The sequence below is a fragment of the Streptomyces thermodiastaticus genome (assembly GCF_014656135.1).
In the GTDB taxonomy this organism is placed as follows: Bacteria; Actinomycetota; Actinomycetes; order Streptomycetales; family Streptomycetaceae; genus Streptomyces; species Streptomyces thermodiastaticus.
The window spans coordinates 1-19,401 of sequence record NZ_BNBV01000050.1; the positions used below are offsets into that span (position 1 = coordinate 1).

Genomic DNA, 19,401 nt, shown 5'->3' on the forward strand with positions numbered 1-19,401 from the left:
AGCCCATCAACGCCCACAAGGCCGGCACCATCAAAGGCCTGACCGCCCAGGTCGGCGCCTCCATCACCTCCGGCGCCACCATCTGCGAGATCACCGACTGACCGTCCACGACCGGCACACCCGCCGGGAGCGGCACCTTCTCCCTGCGGCCTCCGCACCTCCGCACCGCGCACAGGCGTCCGCCGTGCGCGGTGCGGCGCCCGCGTGACCTCCCGCGGTACGGGTGCGTGACCTCCTGCGGTACGGGTCGGGCGCCTTTCGAGCGCAGGATTGAGATATGTCCGGATCCCGCATTCGTCTGCACTCTTCCCGGAGCGTCCGGCCCGCGGGCTGCGGCACCGTCGCCCGCGGCAGGCGGGGAAGGCGTCCGTCGCTGCTGAGCGCACGCAGTGTCGTCGGCCAGATGCTCCTGCTGATGGTCAGCGAGCTGGTCACCAACGCGCTCCGGCACGGCACCCAGCCCGTACGACTGCGCCTGCTGCTCGACGACAGCCTGATCTGCGAGGTCGCCGACGGCTCCAGCACCTCCCCGCACCTGCGCCGGGCCCGCCTGACCGACGAGGGCGGCCGCGGCCTGTACCTGGTCGCCCGGTTCGCACGGCGCTGGGGCACCCGCTACACCTCCCGCCGCGTCATCTGGGCCGAGCAGCCCCTCGACCAGCCGGCCGAGGGGCCGGAGACGGACGTCGCGGATGCTCTGCCGGCGCAGTGGGAGGCGTTGAGAGCGCCTGTCGGCAAGCACAGCCGACGGACTGCTGCCGCCCGCGCACAGCGCCGCCCCTGCCGCCGCTTGCCGTGGCCGGGTGCCCGGCGCACGCTGGACACATGGGCGCGATGAGCCCGTACACGCGCTGCGCACACGCCGGTCACCCGCCCTGGCGCGCGTGACCGTAGGCGTGTCCACCGCGTCGCACGAGGTCACCAGCCCTGTCGCTGACTGTCCGGAACCTCACCCTTGAACCCTCACGCACCACGTGCGGAGAGGACAGGGCAGCTGGAAGGCGGAACGTGCACCACAACGAGCCCACCCCGGAGCACCTCGACGTGGTCGTGGACTACGAGAGCAACGGCTGGACCGTCGTCCGTGTCTCCGTCGACGTCGACATCTGCTCCGCGCCGGTGGTCCAGGAGGCCGTGGTGCGGCTGCTCGAGGACGGCCGCCGTCACTTCGTCCTGGACCTCAGCCCGGTGACGTTCGTGGACTCCATGGGGCTGGGCATGATCGTGGCGATCACCAAGCGGATCCGTGCGCATGCGGGATCTTTGCTGCTGGCCTGCTCCAACGACCATGTGCGCAAGGTGTTCAAGGTCGGCGGTCTGTACTCGGTGTACGCCTTCTACGACTCGGTGGACGCGGCGACGCGCCGCGTTCCCGAGGGCAGCGGACTGGCCGACTGGCCGCACCGCCGGGCGTGAGGCTCCCTGGGCTCGCCGGTGACGTGCCCGAGAGAGCGTGCCCGGACGGTGCGGGGCCGGCCGAGTGTGTGCGTCCTCGTCGTCCTCAGCTGGTGCTGCCACTGTCGCCGGGCCGGATGCGTCCGCGCCAGGAGCCAGAGGAACCATGCTGCTCGACGTATTGCTTGAAACGCTTCATGTCGCCCTTGACGCGCCGGTCGATCGTGCCGAGCACATCGGCGACCTTCTCCGCCGCTCCGCCGGGTTCGACGTCCATCACCAGTTCCACACGGGTGTGGGTGTCGTCCACGGGCTCGAAGCGGACCGTTCCTTTCTGCCCGACGTCGCCGCTCGTCGTGCGCCAGGTGATGCGCTCGTCCGGCATCTGGTCGACGATCTCGGTGTCGAACTCGCGCCTGACCCCGCCGATCTTCGTCGTCCAGTGGTTGTGACGGTCGTCCAGCTGGGTGATCCGTTCGACGCCCTCCATGAAGTTCGGGAAGTCCTCGAACTGCGTCCACTGGTTGTAGGCGGTGTGGACCGGGACCTCGACCTCGACCGATTCCCTGACCGTGCTCATGGGTTCTCCTCGGGTGTGTCGCTCGGTTGTTCCTGCCGGGTACCCGGGAGGCGTCCGGTCACGACCTCCGTGCGCGACCGGACGCGGACGAGGCGACGTCACGGACATGTCCTGTGGGAACGGACATGTCTAGTGGGAGACGTCGTCGTACGACATCCCCAGGCGTCCCCGCCCCGCCAGGCGGAACAGCAGCACCAGGGAGGGGAGGATGAGCACACCGGCCGTGACGGCGACGCCGACCAGCACTTTCAGCGTGGGCACCGGGGCGGCCGCCTCGTCCACGGTCAGATGGGTGCCCAGCAGGTAGGGGTACTGGGCGACGCCCCAGCCCAGCACGATCACCGTCACCGCGGCACCGGCGAGGAGACGCAGGCCTGTGATCCGTCCGGTCGCCACGAGTGCCACACTCGCCGCACCGCACAGCGCGGCGACGACGACCAGCGGCACGGCGCGGTGGCTGAGCTGGTGCCACAGGTGGGGTGCGTCGTACCGCAGGACGAAGATGCCGGCGATGCTGATCGCCCCCGTGCCGAGGCCGGCGAGCAGGGCCATGGTCCGGAAGTGGTGTTCCAGGTCGGGGGCTGAGCGGCGGTGGGCCTCGACGCGGAGGTAGGCCGCCGCGAGATAGGCGCACACGGCGACGGCGAGGACGCCGCCCAGCGCGGAGGTGGGGTTGAGCCAGGCGGTGACCGGGTCGCCGGCGCCGCGGGTGGGCACCCGGCCGGAGGCGATGCCGCCCGCGACGGCGCCGAAGCAGAAGGGGGTCAGCACGGACGACAGGGCGAAGGCGAGCCCGTAGACGCGCTGCTCGGGGGTCCGGAACGCGGCCTTGCGGAAGGCGAAGCCGGCGCCGCGCAGCACGATGCCCAGGGCGGCCAGGCCCAGCGGCAGATAGAGGGTCGTGGTGATCGCGGCGAAGGCGCGGGGGAAGCCCGACCACAGGATCACCAGGCAGTAGATGAGCCAGGTGTGGTTGGCCTCCCACACCGGGCCGAGCGAGGTGTCGACGAGGTGCCGTCGCCGCCGTCCGCGGGCCGCGCCTCCGGCGGTCAGGTCCCAGAAGCCCGCCCGAAGTCGGCGCCGCCGAGCAGGCAGTAGGCGATGACGCCGATGAACAGGAAGACCGCGACGACGGCTGCCATCAGCTCTCCGCTCCCCGGCCGCGCTCGGCGTGCCCGGCGCGGGTTCCCGGCCCGTAGGGGACGTCGACGGCGGTGTCGCCCTCGGCCTGCCAGCGGCGTTTCATGGCGTGCAGCACGGCCAGCGCACCCGCCCCGACGGCCGCGTAGATGACCACGACGGCGCCGAAGAGCGGCCAGATGTTCCCCTGCCGGGTCACGGCGTCCTTGGTGAACAGCAGGCCCACGACGGTCCACGGCTGGCGTCCCACCTCGGTGACGACCCAGCCCGACCACAGGCAGGCGAGGGCCGCCGGACCGCTGAGCGCGCTGCAGCGCAGGAACCACCGCTGCCGGGCGAGCGGGCGGCGCCGCCACCGCAGCCAGGCGAACCACACGCCGAGTGCGAGCAGGACGCACGACAGGCCCACCATGACGTCGAAGGCCAGATGGACGGTGCTGACGGCCGCGTCGGAGGGTCTGGCCTGCGGCGGGACGGCTTCCAGTCCCTTGATCTCGGTGGACGGCCGGAATCCCGCCAGCACGGACGCCACCTCGGGGATGCGCAGACCGTAGCGCACCCGGCCGTCCAGCAGGATGCCGCCGAGGGTCTCGGGGACGTGGCGTCCCGTGGCCGGCAGCAGTTCGATGGCCGCGAACTTCGCCGGCTCGGACTGGAAGACGTAGCGGGCGATGGTGTCGCCCACGATGAACTGTGCGGGGACGAGGACGGCCGCGGAGACGAACCCGATGAGGAACCCGAGGCGGTGGTAGCGCGTGTCGCGTCCGCGCAGCAGGCCCACCGCGTACACGCCGGCCACGCCGAAACCCGCGACGATGTAGGCGGCCAGGAACATGTGGAGCATCTCGTACCAGAAGGCTCCGTTGAAGAACACGCCGAGGGGGCGCACCGCGACGACCTGGCCGTCCCGCACGGTGACGCCTCCGGGTTTGTTCATCCAGCTGTTGGCCGCGATCACGGCGGCGGTCCCGCCGAGGCTCGCCAGCGGGACGGGCACCCCGGTGAGGAAGTGTGCCCACGGGGACATCCGGTTCCAGCCGTAGATGTAGAGGGACACGAAGATCGCTTCGAGGAAGAAGAACAGTCCCTCGATGGCGAACGGGAATCCGAAGGCGGCGCCGTAACGGCCCATGAGCCCGGGCCAGAGGATGCCGAGTTCGAAGGACAGGACGGTGCCGGAGATCGCTCCCACCGCGAACAGGACCGCGGCCACCTTGGACCAGCGCTGTGCGAGCAGCAGCGCGTCGTCGTCGCCTTTGCGCAGGCCGCGGTAGTTGGCGATGAGCATGAGGGTGGTGAGCGCCACGCCGAACGGCACCAGGACGATGTGGAATCCGAGGGTGAAGGCCATCTGCTGACGGGCCGGCAGGAGCTGGTGCGGTTCGCCGGTGGCGGCCAGGTACTGTGCGAGCGTGGCCAGCCCCTGCCCGGTGTCACCCATGTACGACCATCCACCGTCCGGAGAAATCGACTCGAATCGGCATGCTACGGGCTGCCCCGCGTCCGGCGGTGGATCGGCGCGTGGCGTCGGCGTGCTCCGTCGCACCGCGCGGCGACGCCGGTGTCCCGCATCCTGCGGAGCCGGGGTGCCGGGTGGTACAGGGCCGGGTGGACGGCGCTGTCAGGGGCCGTCGGGTGCGGTCGCGGCGCGGTCGGCGCGCCCGCCGGCGCCCAGCCTGCCCGTGGAGCGCAGCGGCCGCCCCTCGTCCCACCGGGGCAGTTGCCGGCGGGTGTACCGGGTGACCAGGGGCGGCAGGGCCCAGCGCACGGGCTGGACCAGGCGCAGCCATGCCGGGTAGTAGACGGCGGTGCTGCGGCGTTCGACGGCGCGGGCCAGGCGGGCGGCGACGGCGCCGGCCGGATGGATGGTGCGGGCGCCGGGAGGCATGTGGGTGCGCAGCTGGTGCAGGGCCGCGAAGGTCTCGCCGTCCTGGATCATGGCGGTGTCCGCCCAGGAGGGGTAGGCGATGCCCACGGCGATCCCCTCGTGCGCCACCTCGGCCTGCAGGGCGTGGGCGAATGCCTCGACGCCCGCCTTGGCGGCGCAGTAGGCGCTGAGCATCGGTGTGGCGCCGAGCGACCCGAGCGAGGCGACCTGCAGGAAGTAGCCCTTCGTGGCCCGCAGGTCGGGCAGGAACACGCGTGCCGTGCGCGCGCTGCCGCACAGGTCCACCTCGACGACCCGCTCCCAGGACGCGGGGTCCGAGGTGGCGAACGGGCCGGCCTCGGCGATTCCCGCGTTCGCCACGACCACCGAGGGGCGGCCGAGGTGTTCGCGGATCCTCTCCGCCGCCGCCGCCAGCCCCGGCTGGTCGGTCACGTCCACGCCGATCGCCAGTGCCTCGGCGGGCACGGATGCCGCCACGTCGTGCAGCTCGGCCCGCTCGTGGCCGAGCAGTGCCAGGCGGGTGCCGCGCCGGGCCAGCTCGTGGGCCAGTGCCGCTCCCAGCCCGCGCGCGGCTCCGGTGATCACGACGGTCCGGCCCCTCAGCGGGTTGTCCTTCACCACCCGTCCCCCCGCCGCAGCCGGGCGCGGTGCCGGCCCGTGCCGGTGCCGCCGTCCGCCCCTGGCCCGGCCGGTCCGCAGGCCGTGTCCGCGGCCCGGGGTGCGGCGGACGGCAGCGGACGTGGCGGTGTGCTGCTGGGCGGGGGCAGCCGGCGGGTGCAGATGTGCACGCCGTCGACCGGCCGGCCGCCGGACGCCGCGGCGGCGGCGAGGCAGAACCGCACCCACATGTTCAGCTGGATCTCCTTCGCCACGCGCAGGTGCGAGTACAGAAAGTGCACCAGGCGGTTGCCGGGGCATGCCCACAGCTCGATCTCGAACACCAGCAGGCCGTCCTCCTCGCGGGCGCGGAACTGGACCTGCCCGGCCTCCATGTGGCCGCGCAGAGTCACCAGCTGGAGCCGGTCGGGGTCGCGCCGGACGACCTTGACGGGTCCGTTCCAGGGCCCCGGCATCTCCACGAGTATCTCGTCGGCGACGTCCAGGCCGTGGCCGCGCAGGTCGCCGGTGTGGATGTCGACCACCTCGGAGGGCACGAAGTGTTTGAAGTCGCGGCACACCCAGGTGATGAGCCGGGCCGGGTCGGTGTCCGCGCCGGCGATGCGGACGCGGAAGAGGCGGTGGTAGAGGGGGCCGCAGCCGTCCTGCGCCAGCTGCACCCGGTCGTCGACGGCTTCGACAGGCAGCGGCGAAGGCAGGTCCGTCTCGTCGCCCCGGCACTCGCCGCCGCGGTGGTAAGGCGTGGTCTCCCACAGGTAGCGCCACGTGACCAGCACGGTGCCCAGCAGCAACCGCGCCAGTACGGTGACGGTGCGAGGACAGTGCGCTCGTGTCATCGAAGCCTCCCGAACCGCTTGTCCGACCGGCAGAGCACCGCGCTCGGCGTCACACCCGTGGGTACCCGGATCGGTGGGTACCCAACGTGTGACGGTGCCCCTGTCGTTGCGATCCGGAGGCCCCCATGGTGGTCCAGCTTCTGTACCGCGCGGGTGTGCGGAGTGTTCATCTGCATCTCGCCTCGCTCGCGACCATCGGTCTGTGCGTCTCCTTCTGGGTGCGTGCGAAGACCGTCGATCAGGAGCAACGGGGCAACGCCGAGCGGCGTGCGCTGTTCGTGGGTCTGTGGCCGCCGACGATGTGGCTGATCGGCGACTCGCTCGAAAGTGCGCGTGATCGCCTTGGTTGACTGGGTCTTCGGCCGGGTCGACGCCACCCGGGTGTGGCGTGAGCTTGCGGACGCGCAGGTCAACTACTCGCTCGACGAGGTGCGCCGGCCCCACTGGAACATCGACCACTACCGCATCGAGCTGCCCCCGGAGCAGCCGGGTCCGCCGGAGCCGCACGGTTCCTGGGAGCACGCCTGCCGTCTGGTCCGCGACTACGAGTTCTCGCCGCCGGAGATCGTACGGGCGCTCTACGACCCGTCCGCGCCGCTGCTCGGCCGCGACATGCTGCTGGAGGCACGTTTCCACGGCATCCACTTCTACTGCGGGGTGCGGGTCACCGAGGTGGTGAACGAGCTGCGCGACGGGACGGACCGCGTCTGGGGATGGGCCTACGAGACGCTGTGGGGCCATCTGGAACGCGGAAAGGTCACCTACGAGGTGGTGAAGCGGCAGCACACCGGCGAGGTGCTGTTCGTGGTGTCGTGCCATTCGCAGGGTGCTCCGACTCTGGGCCCGGTCACCGCTCTCGGGTGGCGGCTGTTCGGCCGGCGCACCCAGTTGCGGTTCTACCGCAGGTGTGCCGAGCGGATGCGGCACTTCGTCCCGGCGCTGCTGCGTGACGAGCATCCGCTGGACGGTCCCGTCTGCACCGTGGGGCGTCTGGTGTGCGCACCGTCCGACGCACGGATGCACCGGGCGGACACCCTGGCGGTCCACCGGGTCGGCCCGGGGTGAGGTGCCGCTGCGGCGCCGGCCCGTTCCGTCCCGCCGGGGCATGGCCGTGACCGGGCCGACCGTGCCCGGTGGCCCGGCCGGTGGTGGCCGGTTCCCGTGCATGACGGTTGCGCGCCCCTTCGCGTCGTCTCGAAGCGGCCGGCTCCTGCGGGACGCCGTCGTCGGGGGCGGAGAGGACGCGCGGTCGGTGCCGGTCCCCCCGGGGTTTCGCGGGCACCGTCGGCAGCCCCGTGGCAGGCAGCGGCCGCGGACAGGACAGGTCTTCGGTCGCAACGCCCGCGCGCGGGGACCTGTACCTGGTCAGAGCAGCCCGGCCGCGGCCTCCACGTCGGCGGACAGGGCGCGGTCGCCGATCGCGGGGTCGAGCTGCGCAAGGGCCCGTCGGTAGAAGTCGCGCAGTTCGCCGCTGCCCGGCCGGAGGACGCCACGCATCCGGAGCGCCCTGACCGCGGCCAGAAGCTCGCAGGCCAGGACCAGACGGAAATGCTCGGCGGACTCCAGCAGCCGACGGGCGGCGGTGGAGGCGAAGCTGGCGTGTTCCTCGGCTCCGCGGGAGATGACCGCGTGTCCGAGAGTCACCGGTTGGGCGGCGCCCCGCAGTTCGGCCAGGGCGGATTGTGCGGCGTACTCGATGATCATCACGCCGCTGCTGCCGTCCTCTTTCTCGGCGAGGAACGGCGGCAGTGACGTGTAGGCCGGTTCGACGAGCATGGCCAGGCGGGCGGTGGAGAGCTCGGCGGTGCTCAGCAGGGCCAGCCGGAGCTGGTCCAGGGCCAGCGCCAGGCGGGCGAAGTGGAAGCCGCCGTGGTGGTGATACTCCTGCGCGACCGGGTCCAGCAGCGGGTTCTCGAGTGCGGCATTGAGTTCGACGCGCAAAACTTTCCGCAGACTGTCCAGCGCCTCGAGCGCGGTGCCGTGCACCTGGGGCAGGCAACGCAGCCCGAAGGGGTCCTGGACCAGGGCGGGCTGCCGGTCGGCGGCGCCGAGCAGCGCGCGCATGCGTGCGGCGACGTGCTGTGCTCCCGGGTGAGCGCGGCGGGCGTGCACGTGTGCCGCGTAGGGTTCGGTGGAGCCGCGTACCGCGGTGAGAGTCAGTGCCGCGACCAGGGGCACGCGATCCAGCAGACGGTCCAGGTCGTCGGCGGCCAGGGCGGCCTGGCCGACGGTCAGCGCACCACTGGATATGAGCGGCAACGCGTCCCACCGGGTCAGTCGCAGGGCGGCCGGGGCGGGCCCGGAACCGCCGTGCCAGGGCAGTTCTCCCGCGAGGGTGAGTCCGAGCTCGGCAAGGGCCGACAGGTCACCGGTGCCGATCGAGCCCAGGGAGTGGATGCGCGGCAGGTGCCCGGTGGTCAGGGCCTGAGCCAGCCGGTCCACCACCGCCGCGGAGACGGCCGAGCCGCCGGCGAGCAGCTGATTGAGCCGCACCGCGAGCATGGCCCGGACCTGCTCGTCCGGGACCAGCGGGCCGATCCCGCCGCTGTGACTGCGCAACAGGCGCATACCGAAGTCCTCCGTGGCCCGCTCCGGGACGACGGTGGTGCGGTTGGCGCCCACGCCGGTGGTGTAGCCGTAGACCGGACGCCGCGCGGCGATCGCGCGGCCGACCCGGCCGGCCTCGACCAGCCGGGCACGGGCCGCGGCGTCGACCACGGGGCGGGCGATGCCGCGCGCGAGAGCGGTGACCTGAGCGATGGTCAACGACCGGCCGTCAAGGGTGACGGAGTCCGGGGTGGCGGTGCGCGGGTCGCATGCGGTGGCGGGGACCCTGTCGGCTGCCTGCTGTGGTGTCATCAGTGGTGCCACTCCTCTGCGGTCAGGGCGTCACGAGTCTCCGGGGCCCAGGCCATGCTGACGGCTGTGCCGAGGAGCAGGACCAGGGCCATCCAGCCCATCGACCAGCCCACCCCGAGTCGGCTGAGGCTGACGGGCAGGACGAAGGTGCCGACGGCGGAGGCGACCCGGCTGGTGCCGTTGAGGAAGCCGACGCCGGAGCCGCGCAGCGCCGTGGGGAAGAGCTCGGGCGGGTAGACCTGGGTGATGTTGGAGGCGCCGGCCATCACGAAGGTGTACACCAGGAAGGGGATCATCAGTGCCCAGCCGGACGCGCCGCTGAGCACGGCCATCAGCGCCAGGCAGACGGTCAGGACGGCAAAGGTGCCGATGGTGAACGGTCGCCGTCCCATCCGCTGCACCGGCCAGAGTCCGAGGACGCCGCCGGCCAGGAGGGCGAGGTTGAGCACCAGGTTCTGTGCGGTCACGTCGGTGACGCGCAGCGTGCTGAGGATCTGCGGCATGAAGGTGTAGATCGCGAAGTAGGGCAGTACCTGCGCGCTGTAGAAGATCACTCCGAACCAGGTCCTGGCCGCCTGTCCGCGGGCGAAGAGCTCACGGTAACGGGCGGCGGGCGGCAGCTCGGCCACGGATGCCGTGGTCTCCTCGGCGGCCGGCGAGGCCTGTCCCAGATGGCGGCGGCGGATCCGCGCGGCCTCGTCGACGCGGCCGCGGGAGGCCAGCCAGCTGGGTGACTCGGGGATACCGATCCGGAGCAGCAGGACCAGCAGGGCGGGCAGGGCGCCGCTGGCGAGCAGCCAGTGTGCGGAGGTGTCGGTCAACGGCAGCCAGGAGGTGAGGATGTTGGACAGAACGTAGCCGACGGTCCACAGCACGGTCAGCGAGCCGAGCAGGACACCGCGCAGTCGCCGGGGCACGAACTCGGAGAGCAACGTCGGGCCGACCGCGTAGTCGGCGCCCAGTCCGAAGCCGATCACCAGGCGGAGGACGAACAGCACTACCGGGCTGTGCGCCCACAGCTGGGCGGCGGAGGCGAGGGCGATGAGGACGAAGTTCCAGAGGTAGACCTTCTGGCGGCCGATCGCGTCGGCGACCCGGCCGAGCGTGATGCTTCCGAAGAAGAGCCCGATGAGCGCGGAGGAGCCGAGCAGGCCCTGCCAGATGCCGGACATGTGCATCGAGGTGCTCAGCGCGGGAAGGACGGCGCCGATGGTGCCCAGCGCGTAGCCGTCGGAGAAGTTGGCGCCGAACGTGGTTGCGGTGACCCGGAGATGAAAGCCGGTCAGCGGCTCGGTCGGAGCCGAGACGGCCGGTGGTCTGGATGCGGCTTGCGTGGACACAGAGGCCTCCCGGGGGGAGCCGGACGGGGGCGGTTCCACAGCATGCATGAATCATCACAGTCAGACAAGATGTTGACTGAAGAATTGCATTCATGACGGAGTCGGACGCAGCCTCAGGAAGGGCTGCCCCCTGCTCGCCGGAAGACGCGAGGTGATCAGGCGTTGCCGTCCGTCGCCGGGTACACCCCGGTCACGCCGGGACGGTCCGCCGGTGGCGAGCTGCGGCTGATGCCGGTCGCAGACGCAGGAGCGATCACGCCTGTCGGCGCACGCCCCCGCCCGTCGCAGGTCAGCGCTTGTTGCCTCGCGGCTTCAAGGGTGTGTTCGGCAGCTCCGGCGCGGGCAGCGGAGCGCCGTCGTATCCCGTGACAGTGCCGAACCGCCGGCCTTCCTGCCAGTCCCGGCGGGCCCGGACGATGTCCTCGTGGGTGCGCCCGATGAAGTTCCACCACATGACGATCTCCTCCTGGAACGGAGGTCCGCCGAGGAGGATCAGCCGGGCGCGGGCGGGCCCGGTGTTGGTGAGGGTGAGCTCGCGGCGCCCGGGGGCGAGGCAGCCGAGTTCCCCGGGTCGCAGCACGGTCCCGTCGGCCCGGATGTCACCGGTGTCGACGAGCAGGCCGTGCTCGAAGTCCGGGTCGATGCCGAGGGTGAGCGTGGCGCCCGGGTCCGCGGACAGTTCGGCGCCGAGCAAGGGGGTGAAGGTGTGCACCGGGGAGGTGTCTCCGGCGAGGGTGCCCAGGAAGACCAGGGCCTGGCCGCCGTCCAGCGGTACGGGGGTGGGTGCGTAGTGCTGGAAGTCCCGTTGGGCGTGGCGGTGTTCGTCCGGGAGTGCCACCCACAGCTGCACGCCGTGCAGGATTCTCGTGCCGGGCGTCGACACCTCCGAGTGGCAGATACCCAGGCCGCCCGTCATGAGGTTGAGTTCGCCGGGCCGGACGAGGGCGTGGGTGCCCAGGCTGTCGCGGTGCTCGATCTCCCCGCTGAACAGCCAGCTCACGGTCTGCAGCCCGGTGTGGGGGTGCGGGGCGACGTTCATCCCGCCGGTGGCGGCGACGTCGTCGGGGCCGTAGTGGTCGGCGAAGCACCAGGCTCCGATCAGGGTCCGGGCGCGCTGGGGCAGTGTCCGGCGGACCGTCATCGCCCGCGGGCCGCCGAGAGGGACGGTGCGTGGCGTGAGCACCTCGACGTCCGCGGTGGGTCCGGCGCCGGGTCGTGGGCCACACCTCACCTCGGCGGGATGTGTTTCGGTGTTGCTCATGGCGCCGCCCTCCCCGCACGGGATGTTCGACTTTCAACTTCAATGGGTCGATGATAGGGCAGTCGGCACCGGCGCGCAGGGCCTTACGCCCCGATGAGGAGCGTCGTCCCGAGGGTCAGCATGGTCACGGCGACCAGGCCGTCCAGCACCCGCCAGGCCGTGGGCCGGGCCAGGAAGCGGCCGAGCAGGCGCGCGCCGAAGCCGAGCGCCGAGAACCAGCACAGACTGGCGAGCGCCGCGCCGAGCCCGAAGGACCAGCGCAGCGCGCCGTGGCCGGCGGCGAGGGAGCCCAGCAGGAACACGGTGTCCAGGTAGACATGCGGATTGAGCCAGGTCATCGCCAGGCAGGTGAGCACCGCCCGTCTGCGGGAACCGGCGGCCTCGCCGTCGCCGCGCAGCCCGGTGCCGGGCCCGAGCACCCGCCGGGCGGCCATCACGCCGTAGCAGAGAAGGAACAAACCGCCGACGATCCCGACCGCGCGCAGCACACCCGGCCAGGCGACCACGACCGCCCCGACCCCGCCGACCCCCAGCGCGATCAGCACTGCGTCGGACAGCGAGCAGATCCCGACGACGGCCAGGACGGCGTGCCGGCGCACACCTTGGCGCAGGACGAAGGCGTTCTGGGCGCCGATGGCGACGATCAGGGACATTCCGGTGCCGAATCCGGCTGCGGCGGCGGTCAGGGCGTGATGCATGGTGCCGACCGTAGACACACGCCGCTGTCAAGTACAGCTGAAGTTTCTTACGTATCCTTAGCTGTCGTGATGATTCCAGATCTCCCCGTGGACCAGGTCCGGACCCTGCTCGCCGTGGTCGACGAAGGAACCTTCGACGCGGCGGCGGCCGCGCTGCATGTGACCCCGTCCGCCGTCAGCCAGCGGGTCAAGGCGCTGGAGCAGCGCACCGGCCGGGTGCTGCTGCGGCGCACCAAGCCGGTGCAGCCCACGGAGTCCGGCGCGGTCCTGGTGCGGTTCGCCCGGCAGCTCGCCCGGCTGGAGCAGGACGCGTGGAGCGAGCTCGGGCTGAGCGGCTCCGGTGAGCCGACCCGGGTGTCGGTGGCGGTGAACGCGGACTCGCTGGCCACCTGGTTCCTGCCGGCCCTGACGCGGGTGCCGGGACTGTGCTCCGAGCTGCACCGGGAGGACGAGGACCATACGGCGGCCCTGCTGCGCGAGGGTCTGGTGATGGCGGCGGTGACCTCCTCCCCCGATGCCGTGCCCGGCTGCACGGTCCGGCCGCTCGGCCGGATGCGGTACCTGCCGGTGGCGGCTCCGGGCCTCGCGGCCGAGGTGTCGCACGAGCCCCTCCCGCAGGCGCTGGCCGGTGCTCCCGTGGTGGTGTTCGACCGCAAGGACGACCTTCAGGACGGCTTCGTGCGCCGGCTGGGCGGCGGGGCGGCCGCCTCCACGCGCCGGCATCACATTCCCACCTCGGAGGGATTCCTCGACGCGGTCGTGGCCGGACTCGGCTGGGGCATGGTCCCCGAGGTCCAGGCGGAACCGCTGCTGGCGGCAGGCCGGCTCCGGCTGCTGGCGCCCGGGCAGTGGACGGACGTGGCGCTGTACTGGCAGCAGTGGAAGCTCGACTCGCCCGCACTGACGGCGCTGGCCGACGCCGTGGCCGCGATCGCGGCCGAGGCACTGCGCCGCTGACCGCAGCTCCTGCCGGGTGCCGGGCGGCCGTGCCCGAAGCGGGCGCCGGCGGCTCCGTTCCAGGCACGGCCCCGGCTCAGCTCGCCGTGCGCCGCTGGAACGCGCGGGCCGCCTCGCGACGGCGCGGGTCGAAGGCATCGGTGGCGCCCGCGCCCTCGTTGCCGGGGCCTGCCCGCCAGCCCTGTATCTTGCGGGCCACGCCCTTGAGGCGGGGGCCGGGACCGAGGGCGGTTCGAAGTGGGACTCCTTGGGCACCGCGAAGTCGCCGCCCCAGGCCACGGTGCCGTCCAGCTCGCTGAGGATGTCGCGGATGACCACAGTTCGTTCGGGTAGAAGGTGCCCTTCGAGCCGGTGGGGCAGCACAGCGGGCGGAGCGCCAGGGCACTGCCCGAGGCGTGGTTCGACTCGTACGGCTCCGTCACGTCCACGTGGGGCGTCCAGCCGTGCACGTCGCCCGCGCGCAGGGAGTCGATCTCGAGTGGAAGCGGCGGGCGACATGGAGGAGGATCACCGCCGCGTCGCCCGCGGCCAGGCGTACCTCCTGGCCGCTGCCCTCGATGCGGTGGCTGGGCGCCTGCGCGAGGACGGGCCAGCCGTTGCGTGACTCGGGGTCCTTCCAGGCGTGAGGCTCGGTGCCCTCGCCGGTGGCGGCCACGGCCGTGCCCGCACCACCGGCGCCGACGAGCGTGACGGCGGCGGCCGAGGACGTGGCACCGAGGAAGCGGCGGCGTGACAGGCCGGTCGGGGTCTTGACTGGTCCCCCCTTCCCCGAGGGTGGAGAAGCTTGATGACGTGTGTGGACGCGAACCGCATCAGGACGCGGCGGCAGCCAGCGCGACGGCTCCGCAGAGCGCGATCGCCGGGTTGACCCAGGCGGGGACGAGGTCCGCGTGCGCGTTGCACATGTCGTGCAGCGGGTAGATCTTGTCGAAGTCGGCGGCGTGGGCTCGCCGGTACGCCTCGTCGTTTCGTACCGTTCGTGCCGGACGAAGAGGCGTGGCGAGCAGTGCGTCGACGAAGCCCTGCTCGAAGTCCGCGGGTTCGCCGGCGCCGCCCGGCAGGCTGAGGTAGTCGCCCGGAAGCGCAGCCCCCGCACCGGTGATGAGACAGAGCTGGGCGACCGAGAGGGTTTCGTCGAGCCCGGTGAGGGCCTCGTGGGCTGCCGCCTTGCAGTTTTCGGCGTTGCCTCAGCGTCCCGTGAAGAAGTCGTTGAAGCGGGTCAGCCCGGCCCCGCCGTCGTAGTGGTCCCTCACGGCGTCGACGATGTTCTTGCCGCCGCGCACCGCCCTGGCGATGAGGTATCCGTCGGCGTCCTCGATGAGATCGGTGAAACCGAAGGACGAGGCGACGCCGCGCACGGCGAGCTTGTCGTGGGCGAACGCCAGCGGGTCCGCGTACTGCTGCTCGGCGTTGCGCCAGTCGGCCCAGAAGGTCATCAGGTCACCGGCCCAGCCGCCGACGTCGCCGCCGTTCGCCTGGCGCCCGCGAGGTCGTACAGCTGCTGAACGTAGGCGATGAAGCCGTCCGCGGGGCCGCCCCTGTCGCCGACCGACGCTCAGATCGGGAACACCTTCAGGCCGGCGGCGAAGATGGTGTCGAGCTCGCCCGGTTTGATCTCCTTGTCGAGCGTGGAGTTCGGCGGGTCGTGGATGTAGCGGCCGACGTAGCGGTACCCGTTGCCGTACAGCCACGTGGCACGCGAGGCGGTATCCCGTACCGGGTGTCCGAGCCGGTCGCCGGGCGATCCGGATCCCCCATCGAGACCAGGAGCTGCGCCCAGGTGTCGTAGTCGCCGCTGCCGTTGACCGTCAGTTTGTCGAACTGCCGGAAGACGGAGACCCATTCGGCCAGACCGGCGTCGAACGTGGAGCGCCAGGTGGTCGCGACCGGGTTGTCGTCTCCGTCGTACGCCGGCGAGTTGAACAGGCACGCCGCGGAGAAGAGCTGGACGAAAACACCGGAGTCGCCCTGGGAGAGGGTGTGGTTCCGCAGGCCGGACTGCGTGGCGGGTCCGCAGTTTCCGTTCGGCTCGGCAATGCCCATCTCGTACTGGAGGGCGAGCACCAGCGCTTTCTGCACGTCGCGCGAGTAGATGCCGTCGCACGGCCCGATGGAGTAGGCGCTGCGGTCCCAGTAACGGCCGTTGAGCCACTGCTGGATTGAGCGGATGCCGTCGGTGCTGCCGGCCACCACCACATAGGCGTCCATGGTGAGCACGGCCTTGGCCATCTTGGCGTTGATCACGCCGTCGCCGCCGATGCCCATGTCGCCGCGGAGCTCGGCCACGGCCTGCCGGGTGACGCCGGTGAACCAGCCCTCGCTGCCCGGTTCGACCGCCCAGTACCCCTTGCACCACAGCCCGTACTGGAGGATCGCGACGATGTTGCGGTTCTTGTCCCAGTCGAAACCGATGTCGCCGAGTGCTCCGAACTTGGCGTAGGTGTGCGGGCCGAACGACGCGACGACGGGGCTGATCCCCAGCTCGTGCTGGAGGCCCATGATGAGGGAGTACACGGTCCCCCAACCGGTGCGGCCGTCCTCCGCGCAGGCGACGTAACCCTCGACGTCCTTGTAGGTGGCGTTCACCCACTTCTGGGCTCTGAGAACCTGTTCGTCCACCGTGTGCTCCTCTCGTCTGCATCGCGCAGGTGGTGCGGTGGTGCGCCGGCTCGACGCCGCATCACCGGGCGGGGAGCGCCCGTGCTCCGGACCGGACACGACGGGCGAACAGCCCGAGGCAGAAGCGCGAAGCCCGGTCGGCCGTGCCGAGGACAGCGATGCCGAGACCGGGCGTGGCGTGGCCACACGGAACGAGACGCCGTGACGACCGCGTGCCGGGCGACGGCCCTCGTGAGCGGGCCGCGTGAGGCCGTTACGCCGGTGTCCGCCTTCGGTGCCCCCTCCCTGACGGCGCTCGACGCCGCGTGGGCGACACCGGCCGCGTCCGCGAATGCGCCCACCCGCGCGCAGGCCACCGGGGTCACGTGGTCGCATTTCGGCCACTCGACCGCCGTCTCATCTGCGGTGCACACCGGCTCGTCCCCCGGCGACCGATGCCGCCGCGTACGAGGGGACCGGTGAGCAGGAGCCGCCGTCTGCGTGTCAGGGCCGCACTTTCGGCCACGGTGCACCCACTGGACACGGCCGCAGGCTCCTGCCGCCGCATGAGCGGGGAGCAGTCACCACCGGATATGTGAACTTGATCATACGCGTGTGCCGCATGGCCGGCGGGTCGCGGCCCAGAGATGCCGTCGATGCCGAGGGTGTCGCGTCGGGACGGGGTGCAGCACGGACAGCACCTGTGACGGGGTTCCGGCACGCCCCCGCACCCTCCACACGTCGTCGCGCACCCGGGCCGGCCGGGATGGACACCGGGCCGTGCCACCGGGAATCCGGTGACACGGCCCGAGTGCATGTGCCGCGTGACAATCAGGCCCAGGACGAGCCCACGACCCAGCTGGTGTCGTCGGCCCAGGAGGCGGTGGTGTCCCAGTCGTGGGAGCCGCCGTCACCGGCGATGTAGGCGTTGTACGCGTAGTGGCGCACGAAGTCGCTCGGGTAGTTGGCGGACCTCAGGGACACACCCTGGCCGTTGTGGCCAGCCTGCGGGCAGAAGGTGGCGTCCTGCCGGAACAGCGCGCTTCCGTCGTCGCCGTCGACACGCAGCCGGAAGTCGTAGTGGCGCAGATACTGCCCCGGCCGGTCCGCGGACTCGAAGGAGACGCAGGCGGCGTCGCCCAGACCCTCGCGCACGATCCAGGTCGCGGCGGCCTTGTCGGCGGCCGGGCTGGACGAGGTGACGGGCGCGATCACGACGTTGTCGTCACCGCTGTTGTGCCGCAGGAAGTCGTTGGTGCAGCAGGATGTGGTGGCCCGCAGCGAGATCCGCGATCCCGCGGTGAGGCCGCCGGGAGGAGCCGGTGCCGTGTAGCCGGCCGCGGCGATGTTCGCCTGTACGGCGTTCTCGGTGGCGTCCGACGGGTAACCGGACGTCATGACGCCTTCGTAGAAGGTGCCGGCGGAGCTGTTGCTGTTGTCACCGCCGATACCGAGGATGATGGCCCCTTCCTTCTTCATCGGGTCGTATCCCGGGACGTCGGGGCGCGGTCCGCTGTAGTAGGTGGACAGGCCGCCGGACTGCGCGTCGCCGGCCCGGATCGCCCATTGATCCGGGCCGCCCTTGACGACGGCGGTGAGGAAACGGTGGCTGACACTGGGGTCGTTGGCGTTGTAGCCCGCCTCGACTCCGGAGAACAGGCCGTTCTCCAGGTCGGCCATCACCCAGGGGCCATTGCCGGTGCCGTAGCCCCACACCTTGTTGTCGCCGAAGTAGACGGCCTCCATGTGGCCGTTGCCGGTGTCGAGGCTGCTGGTCTCGGCATTGCCGTAGTCGAAGCAGCAGCCGCCGTTGTAGTGGGTGCCGTCGAGGACGGCGTACATGCCTTCGGGCTGGTCTCCGGTCGCAATGCCGTGCGTGCTGTTGTCGCGGTAGCCGGTTCCCGGGGCGATGAACACGCCGTACACCTTGTGACCGGCCACGGTGACCGGGGCGGCCGAGGCCTCGGCGAGGTTGTCGTATCCGCCGGCCGCGGGGCCGTCGAAGCCTCCGGGAGGTGCCTGGGTGAGGTGGTTGCCGTGGCCCGACTGGTCGTACAGGACGGTGATCAGGCAGCTGGTGCGGGCACAGAACGCGTCCTGCGCGGCGGCGTCGGCGTAGCCGCCCGCACTGAGCACGCCGATGTCCCGCGTGGCACCGTCCGAGGCGCGTCTGACCTGATATAGGGGGCCGGTGTAGGCGGAGTACAGCGCGCGAGTGGTGCTGTGCGCGGCCACGCAGGGGGTGCCGCCGGCGGCGTAGAGATCACAGGGAAGCGACGCAGCGGCCACGGCGGCGCCGGCGGTGGAACCGCCGGTGCTGTCGGCGGCCACGGCACTGCCGCCGCCGGCCGCCGCGCTCCCGAACAGAGCCGAGGTCAGAGCTAGCACCGGCGCAAGCAGGGCGAGCCGTCCGACGCGCCGGGAACGGGTCCGGATCAGGGACATCGGTCATCTCCTCGCAACGAGTGGGGTCACGGGCGGCGCCCCCGTATGGACATGCTCATGTCAGACTTTGTTCGACACTTCGAACGCTGAACGATTGACCGGACGACCTTTGATGATAGAAAGCACCCCCGGGGTGTCAACCGGCCTCGCACGTCCGATACTTCGAGCAGCGAGCGGCTCGCTCGCGTGCCGGAGCCACCAAGTCACCGCCCCCCGGCGCACACCGCGACGCCACACCCCTACGACACCCGCGACGCCATTTGTCAAGCATCGACACACCGATGTTCGCTCGATGTCCGACACGATTTCGGGTGATCAGGCGTCAGTGGATCACCTCGAAGGACCAACCGCCGTCAATCAGGCGCCTGTGTCGCTGAGCTGACATGCTCTCAGAGCCACCGGCGCACCCTCCGGATACCCCGATCAGCCGCGCTTTCACGCTCTCCAGAAAATCCCGAAATGACAGCTTTCGGAGGCCTATGTACGTTCATTCTCACGTCGGCTGCCGAGCCGGCCTCCCTGCGAGACAGGAGACACAGTGCCATGAACATGACCCGTTCCCACGCAGTCACCGCGGGCATCGCGGCCGCCGCGGCACTGACCGCGACCGGCATCACCTATGCCGCGGCCGCCTCCGCACCCGAGGCCCGGACGGTCCCGACGGCCGTCCAGCAGGCACCCGTCCAGGCCCCTCTGGACGGCGGCGTCGGCAAGGGCAACGAGGGCAACGACCACGGCGACCACGACGACCACGACAAGGGCCACAAGAAGCACCGCAAGCACCAC

18 protein-coding genes and 3 pseudogenes are annotated in these 19,401 nt (G+C 71.4%); 6 read left to right on the forward strand and 15 right to left on the reverse strand.

Annotated features, from left to right (window positions below; translation table 11 throughout):
• Positions 1-412 precede the first annotated feature (412 nt).
• Both IE286_RS26285 and IE286_RS26290 read left to right on the forward strand, forming a co-directional pair.
• Positions 413-712 (forward strand): annotated as a pseudogene (locus tag IE286_RS26285) (ATP-binding protein); the annotation flags it as partial.
• 296 nt (positions 713-1,008) lie between these two features.
• Positions 1,009-1,416 (forward strand): STAS domain-containing protein, encoded by a 408-nt coding sequence (locus tag IE286_RS26290; protein WP_189799262.1) that lies wholly within the window; start codon positions 1,009-1,011, stop codon positions 1,414-1,416.
• Positions 1,417-1,501: 85 nt separating this feature from the next.
• Here the strand turns inward: IE286_RS26290 and IE286_RS26295 are convergent, their stop codons facing one another.
• The 5 genes from IE286_RS26295 to IE286_RS26315 form a co-directional block, all read right to left on the reverse strand.
• On the reverse strand, positions 1,502-1,975 hold the full coding sequence (locus IE286_RS26295) for an SRPBCC family protein (RefSeq protein ID WP_189799263.1): 474 nt from the start codon (positions 1,973-1,975) through the stop codon (positions 1,502-1,504).
• 129 nt (positions 1,976-2,104) lie between these two features.
• Complete coding sequence (locus tag IE286_RS26300; RefSeq protein ID WP_229863780.1) at positions 2,105-3,028, reverse strand: cytochrome d ubiquinol oxidase subunit II; 924 nt, start codon at positions 3,026-3,028, stop codon at positions 2,105-2,107.
• Between the two features lie 88 nt (positions 3,029-3,116).
• Complete coding sequence (locus IE286_RS26305) at positions 3,117-4,556, reverse strand: cytochrome ubiquinol oxidase subunit I (protein ID WP_189799264.1); 1,440 nt, start codon at positions 4,554-4,556, stop codon at positions 3,117-3,119.
• Positions 4,557-4,736: 180 nt separating this feature from the next.
• Complete coding sequence (locus IE286_RS26310; protein ID WP_189799265.1) at positions 4,737-5,621, reverse strand: SDR family oxidoreductase; 885 nt, start codon at positions 5,619-5,621, stop codon at positions 4,737-4,739.
• The gene (locus IE286_RS26315; RefSeq protein ID WP_229863776.1) at positions 5,618-6,457 is read right to left on the reverse strand and encodes a DUF1990 domain-containing protein; all 840 of its coding nucleotides are present in this window, start codon (positions 6,455-6,457) and stop codon (positions 5,618-5,620) included. Before IE286_RS26315 ends, IE286_RS26310 begins: the two co-directional genes overlap by 4 nt.
• 125 nt (positions 6,458-6,582) lie before the next feature.
• Between IE286_RS26315 and IE286_RS26320 the strand changes: the two genes are divergently transcribed.
• Both IE286_RS26320 and IE286_RS26325 read left to right on the forward strand, forming a co-directional pair.
• The gene (locus IE286_RS26320; RefSeq protein WP_189799266.1) at positions 6,583-6,807 is read left to right on the forward strand and encodes a hypothetical protein; all 225 of its coding nucleotides are present in this window, start codon (positions 6,583-6,585) and stop codon (positions 6,805-6,807) included.
• Positions 6,791-7,522: a DUF1990 family protein gene (locus tag IE286_RS26325; protein WP_189799267.1), complete on the forward strand. Its 732-nt coding sequence runs from the start codon at positions 6,791-6,793 to the stop codon at positions 7,520-7,522. Before IE286_RS26320 ends, IE286_RS26325 begins: the two co-directional genes overlap by 17 nt.
• Before the next feature lie 300 nt (positions 7,523-7,822).
• Here IE286_RS26325 and IE286_RS26330 read toward each other — a convergent pair whose 3' ends face one another.
• From IE286_RS26330 to IE286_RS26345, 4 genes are all read right to left on the reverse strand, one after another.
• Positions 7,823-9,316: an aromatic amino acid ammonia-lyase gene (locus IE286_RS26330; protein ID WP_189799268.1), complete on the reverse strand. Its 1,494-nt coding sequence runs from the start codon at positions 9,314-9,316 to the stop codon at positions 7,823-7,825.
• Positions 9,316-10,656 (reverse strand): MFS transporter, encoded by a 1,341-nt coding sequence (locus IE286_RS26335; RefSeq protein WP_229863778.1) that lies wholly within the window; start codon positions 10,654-10,656, stop codon positions 9,316-9,318. The genes IE286_RS26330 and IE286_RS26335 overlap by 1 nt, the downstream gene beginning before the upstream one ends.
• A gap of 289 nt (positions 10,657-10,945) precedes the next feature.
• Positions 10,946-11,917: a pirin family protein gene (locus IE286_RS26340; protein ID WP_189799270.1), complete on the reverse strand. Its 972-nt coding sequence runs from the start codon at positions 11,915-11,917 to the stop codon at positions 10,946-10,948.
• Positions 11,918-12,000: 83 nt separating this feature from the next.
• The gene (locus tag IE286_RS26345) at positions 12,001-12,615 is read right to left on the reverse strand and encodes a LysE/ArgO family amino acid transporter (protein WP_189799271.1); all 615 of its coding nucleotides are present in this window, start codon (positions 12,613-12,615) and stop codon (positions 12,001-12,003) included.
• Positions 12,616-12,684: 69 nt separating this feature from the next.
• Here IE286_RS26345 and IE286_RS26350 point away from each other — a divergent pair, with 69 nt between their 5' ends.
• On the forward strand, positions 12,685-13,572 hold the full coding sequence (locus IE286_RS26350) for a LysR family transcriptional regulator ArgP (RefSeq protein WP_189799272.1): 888 nt from the start codon (positions 12,685-12,687) through the stop codon (positions 13,570-13,572).
• Positions 13,573-13,648: 76 nt separating this feature from the next.
• On the opposite strand, the gene IE286_RS27700 is transcribed toward IE286_RS26350, so the two are convergent.
• The 6 genes and pseudogenes from IE286_RS27700 to IE286_RS26365 all read right to left on the reverse strand — a co-directional run bounded on the left by IE286_RS27700 (position 13,649) and on the right by IE286_RS26365 (position 18,615).
• On the reverse strand, positions 13,649-13,771 hold the full coding sequence (locus IE286_RS27700; protein ID WP_267970130.1) for a hypothetical protein: 123 nt from the start codon (positions 13,769-13,771) through the stop codon (positions 13,649-13,651).
• A gap of 219 nt (positions 13,772-13,990) precedes the next feature.
• Complete coding sequence (locus IE286_RS26355; RefSeq protein WP_189799273.1) at positions 13,991-14,227, reverse strand: hypothetical protein; 237 nt, start codon at positions 14,225-14,227, stop codon at positions 13,991-13,993.
• A 532-nt stretch (positions 14,228-14,759) separates the two neighbouring features.
• Positions 14,760-15,008, reverse strand: coding sequence for a hypothetical protein (locus IE286_RS27820; protein WP_308115086.1), 249 nt, complete (start codon positions 15,006-15,008; stop codon positions 14,760-14,762).
• Positions 15,009-15,127: 119 nt separating this feature from the next.
• Positions 15,128-15,415: a glycoside hydrolase domain-containing protein gene (locus IE286_RS28055; protein ID WP_308115085.1), complete on the reverse strand. Its 288-nt coding sequence runs from the start codon at positions 15,413-15,415 to the stop codon at positions 15,128-15,130.
• A pseudogene (locus tag IE286_RS28060) lies at positions 15,397-16,566 on the reverse strand (hypothetical protein); the annotation flags it as partial. The gene IE286_RS28055 and the pseudogene IE286_RS28060, both read right to left, overlap by 19 nt.
• Before the next feature lie 435 nt (positions 16,567-17,001).
• A complete protein-coding gene (locus IE286_RS26365; RefSeq protein ID WP_189799274.1) occupies positions 17,002-18,615 on the reverse strand; it encodes an alpha-L-arabinofuranosidase B in 1,614 nt (537 codons plus the stop codon).
• A gap of 549 nt (positions 18,616-19,164) precedes the next feature.
• Here IE286_RS26365 and IE286_RS26370 point away from each other — a divergent pair.
• Positions 19,165-19,401, forward strand: a pseudogene (locus tag IE286_RS26370) (hypothetical protein); the annotation flags it as partial.

What these genes read in the sequence shown, in the direction of transcription:
- IE286_RS26295 (WP_189799263.1), bottom strand. Translation starts at nt 1,975, where the DNA reads ATGAGCACGGTCAGGGAATCGGTCGAGGTCGAGGTCCCGGTCCACACC.
- IE286_RS26320 (WP_189799266.1), top strand. Translation starts at nt 6,583, where the DNA reads ATGGTGGTCCAGCTTCTGTACCGCGCGGGTGTGCGGAGTGTTCATCTG.
- IE286_RS26305 (WP_189799264.1), bottom strand. Translation starts at nt 4,556, where the DNA reads ATGGGTGACACCGGGCAGGGGCTGGCCACGCTCGCACAGTACCTGGCC.
- IE286_RS26365 (WP_189799274.1), bottom strand. Translation starts at nt 18,615, where the DNA reads ATGTCCCTGATCCGGACCCGTTCCCGGCGCGTCGGACGGCTCGCCCTG.
- IE286_RS28055 (WP_308115085.1), bottom strand. Translation starts at nt 15,415, where the DNA reads ATGGGTCTCCGTCTTCCGGCAGTTCGACAAACTGACGGTCAACGGCAG.
- IE286_RS26330 (WP_189799268.1), bottom strand. Translation starts at nt 9,316, where the DNA reads ATGACACCACAGCAGGCAGCCGACAGGGTCCCCGCCACCGCATGCGAC.
- IE286_RS26315 (WP_229863776.1), bottom strand. Translation starts at nt 6,457, where the DNA reads ATGACACGAGCGCACTGTCCTCGCACCGTCACCGTACTGGCGCGGTTG.
- IE286_RS26350 (WP_189799272.1), top strand. Translation starts at nt 12,685, where the DNA reads ATGATTCCAGATCTCCCCGTGGACCAGGTCCGGACCCTGCTCGCCGTG.
- IE286_RS27820 (WP_308115086.1), bottom strand. Translation starts at nt 15,008, where the DNA reads ATGACCTTCTGGGCCGACTGGCGCAACGCCGAGCAGCAGTACGCGGAC.
- IE286_RS26340 (WP_189799270.1), bottom strand. Translation starts at nt 11,917, where the DNA reads ATGAGCAACACCGAAACACATCCCGCCGAGGTGAGGTGTGGCCCACGA.
- IE286_RS26345 (WP_189799271.1), bottom strand. Translation starts at nt 12,615, where the DNA reads ATGCATCACGCCCTGACCGCCGCCGCAGCCGGATTCGGCACCGGAATG.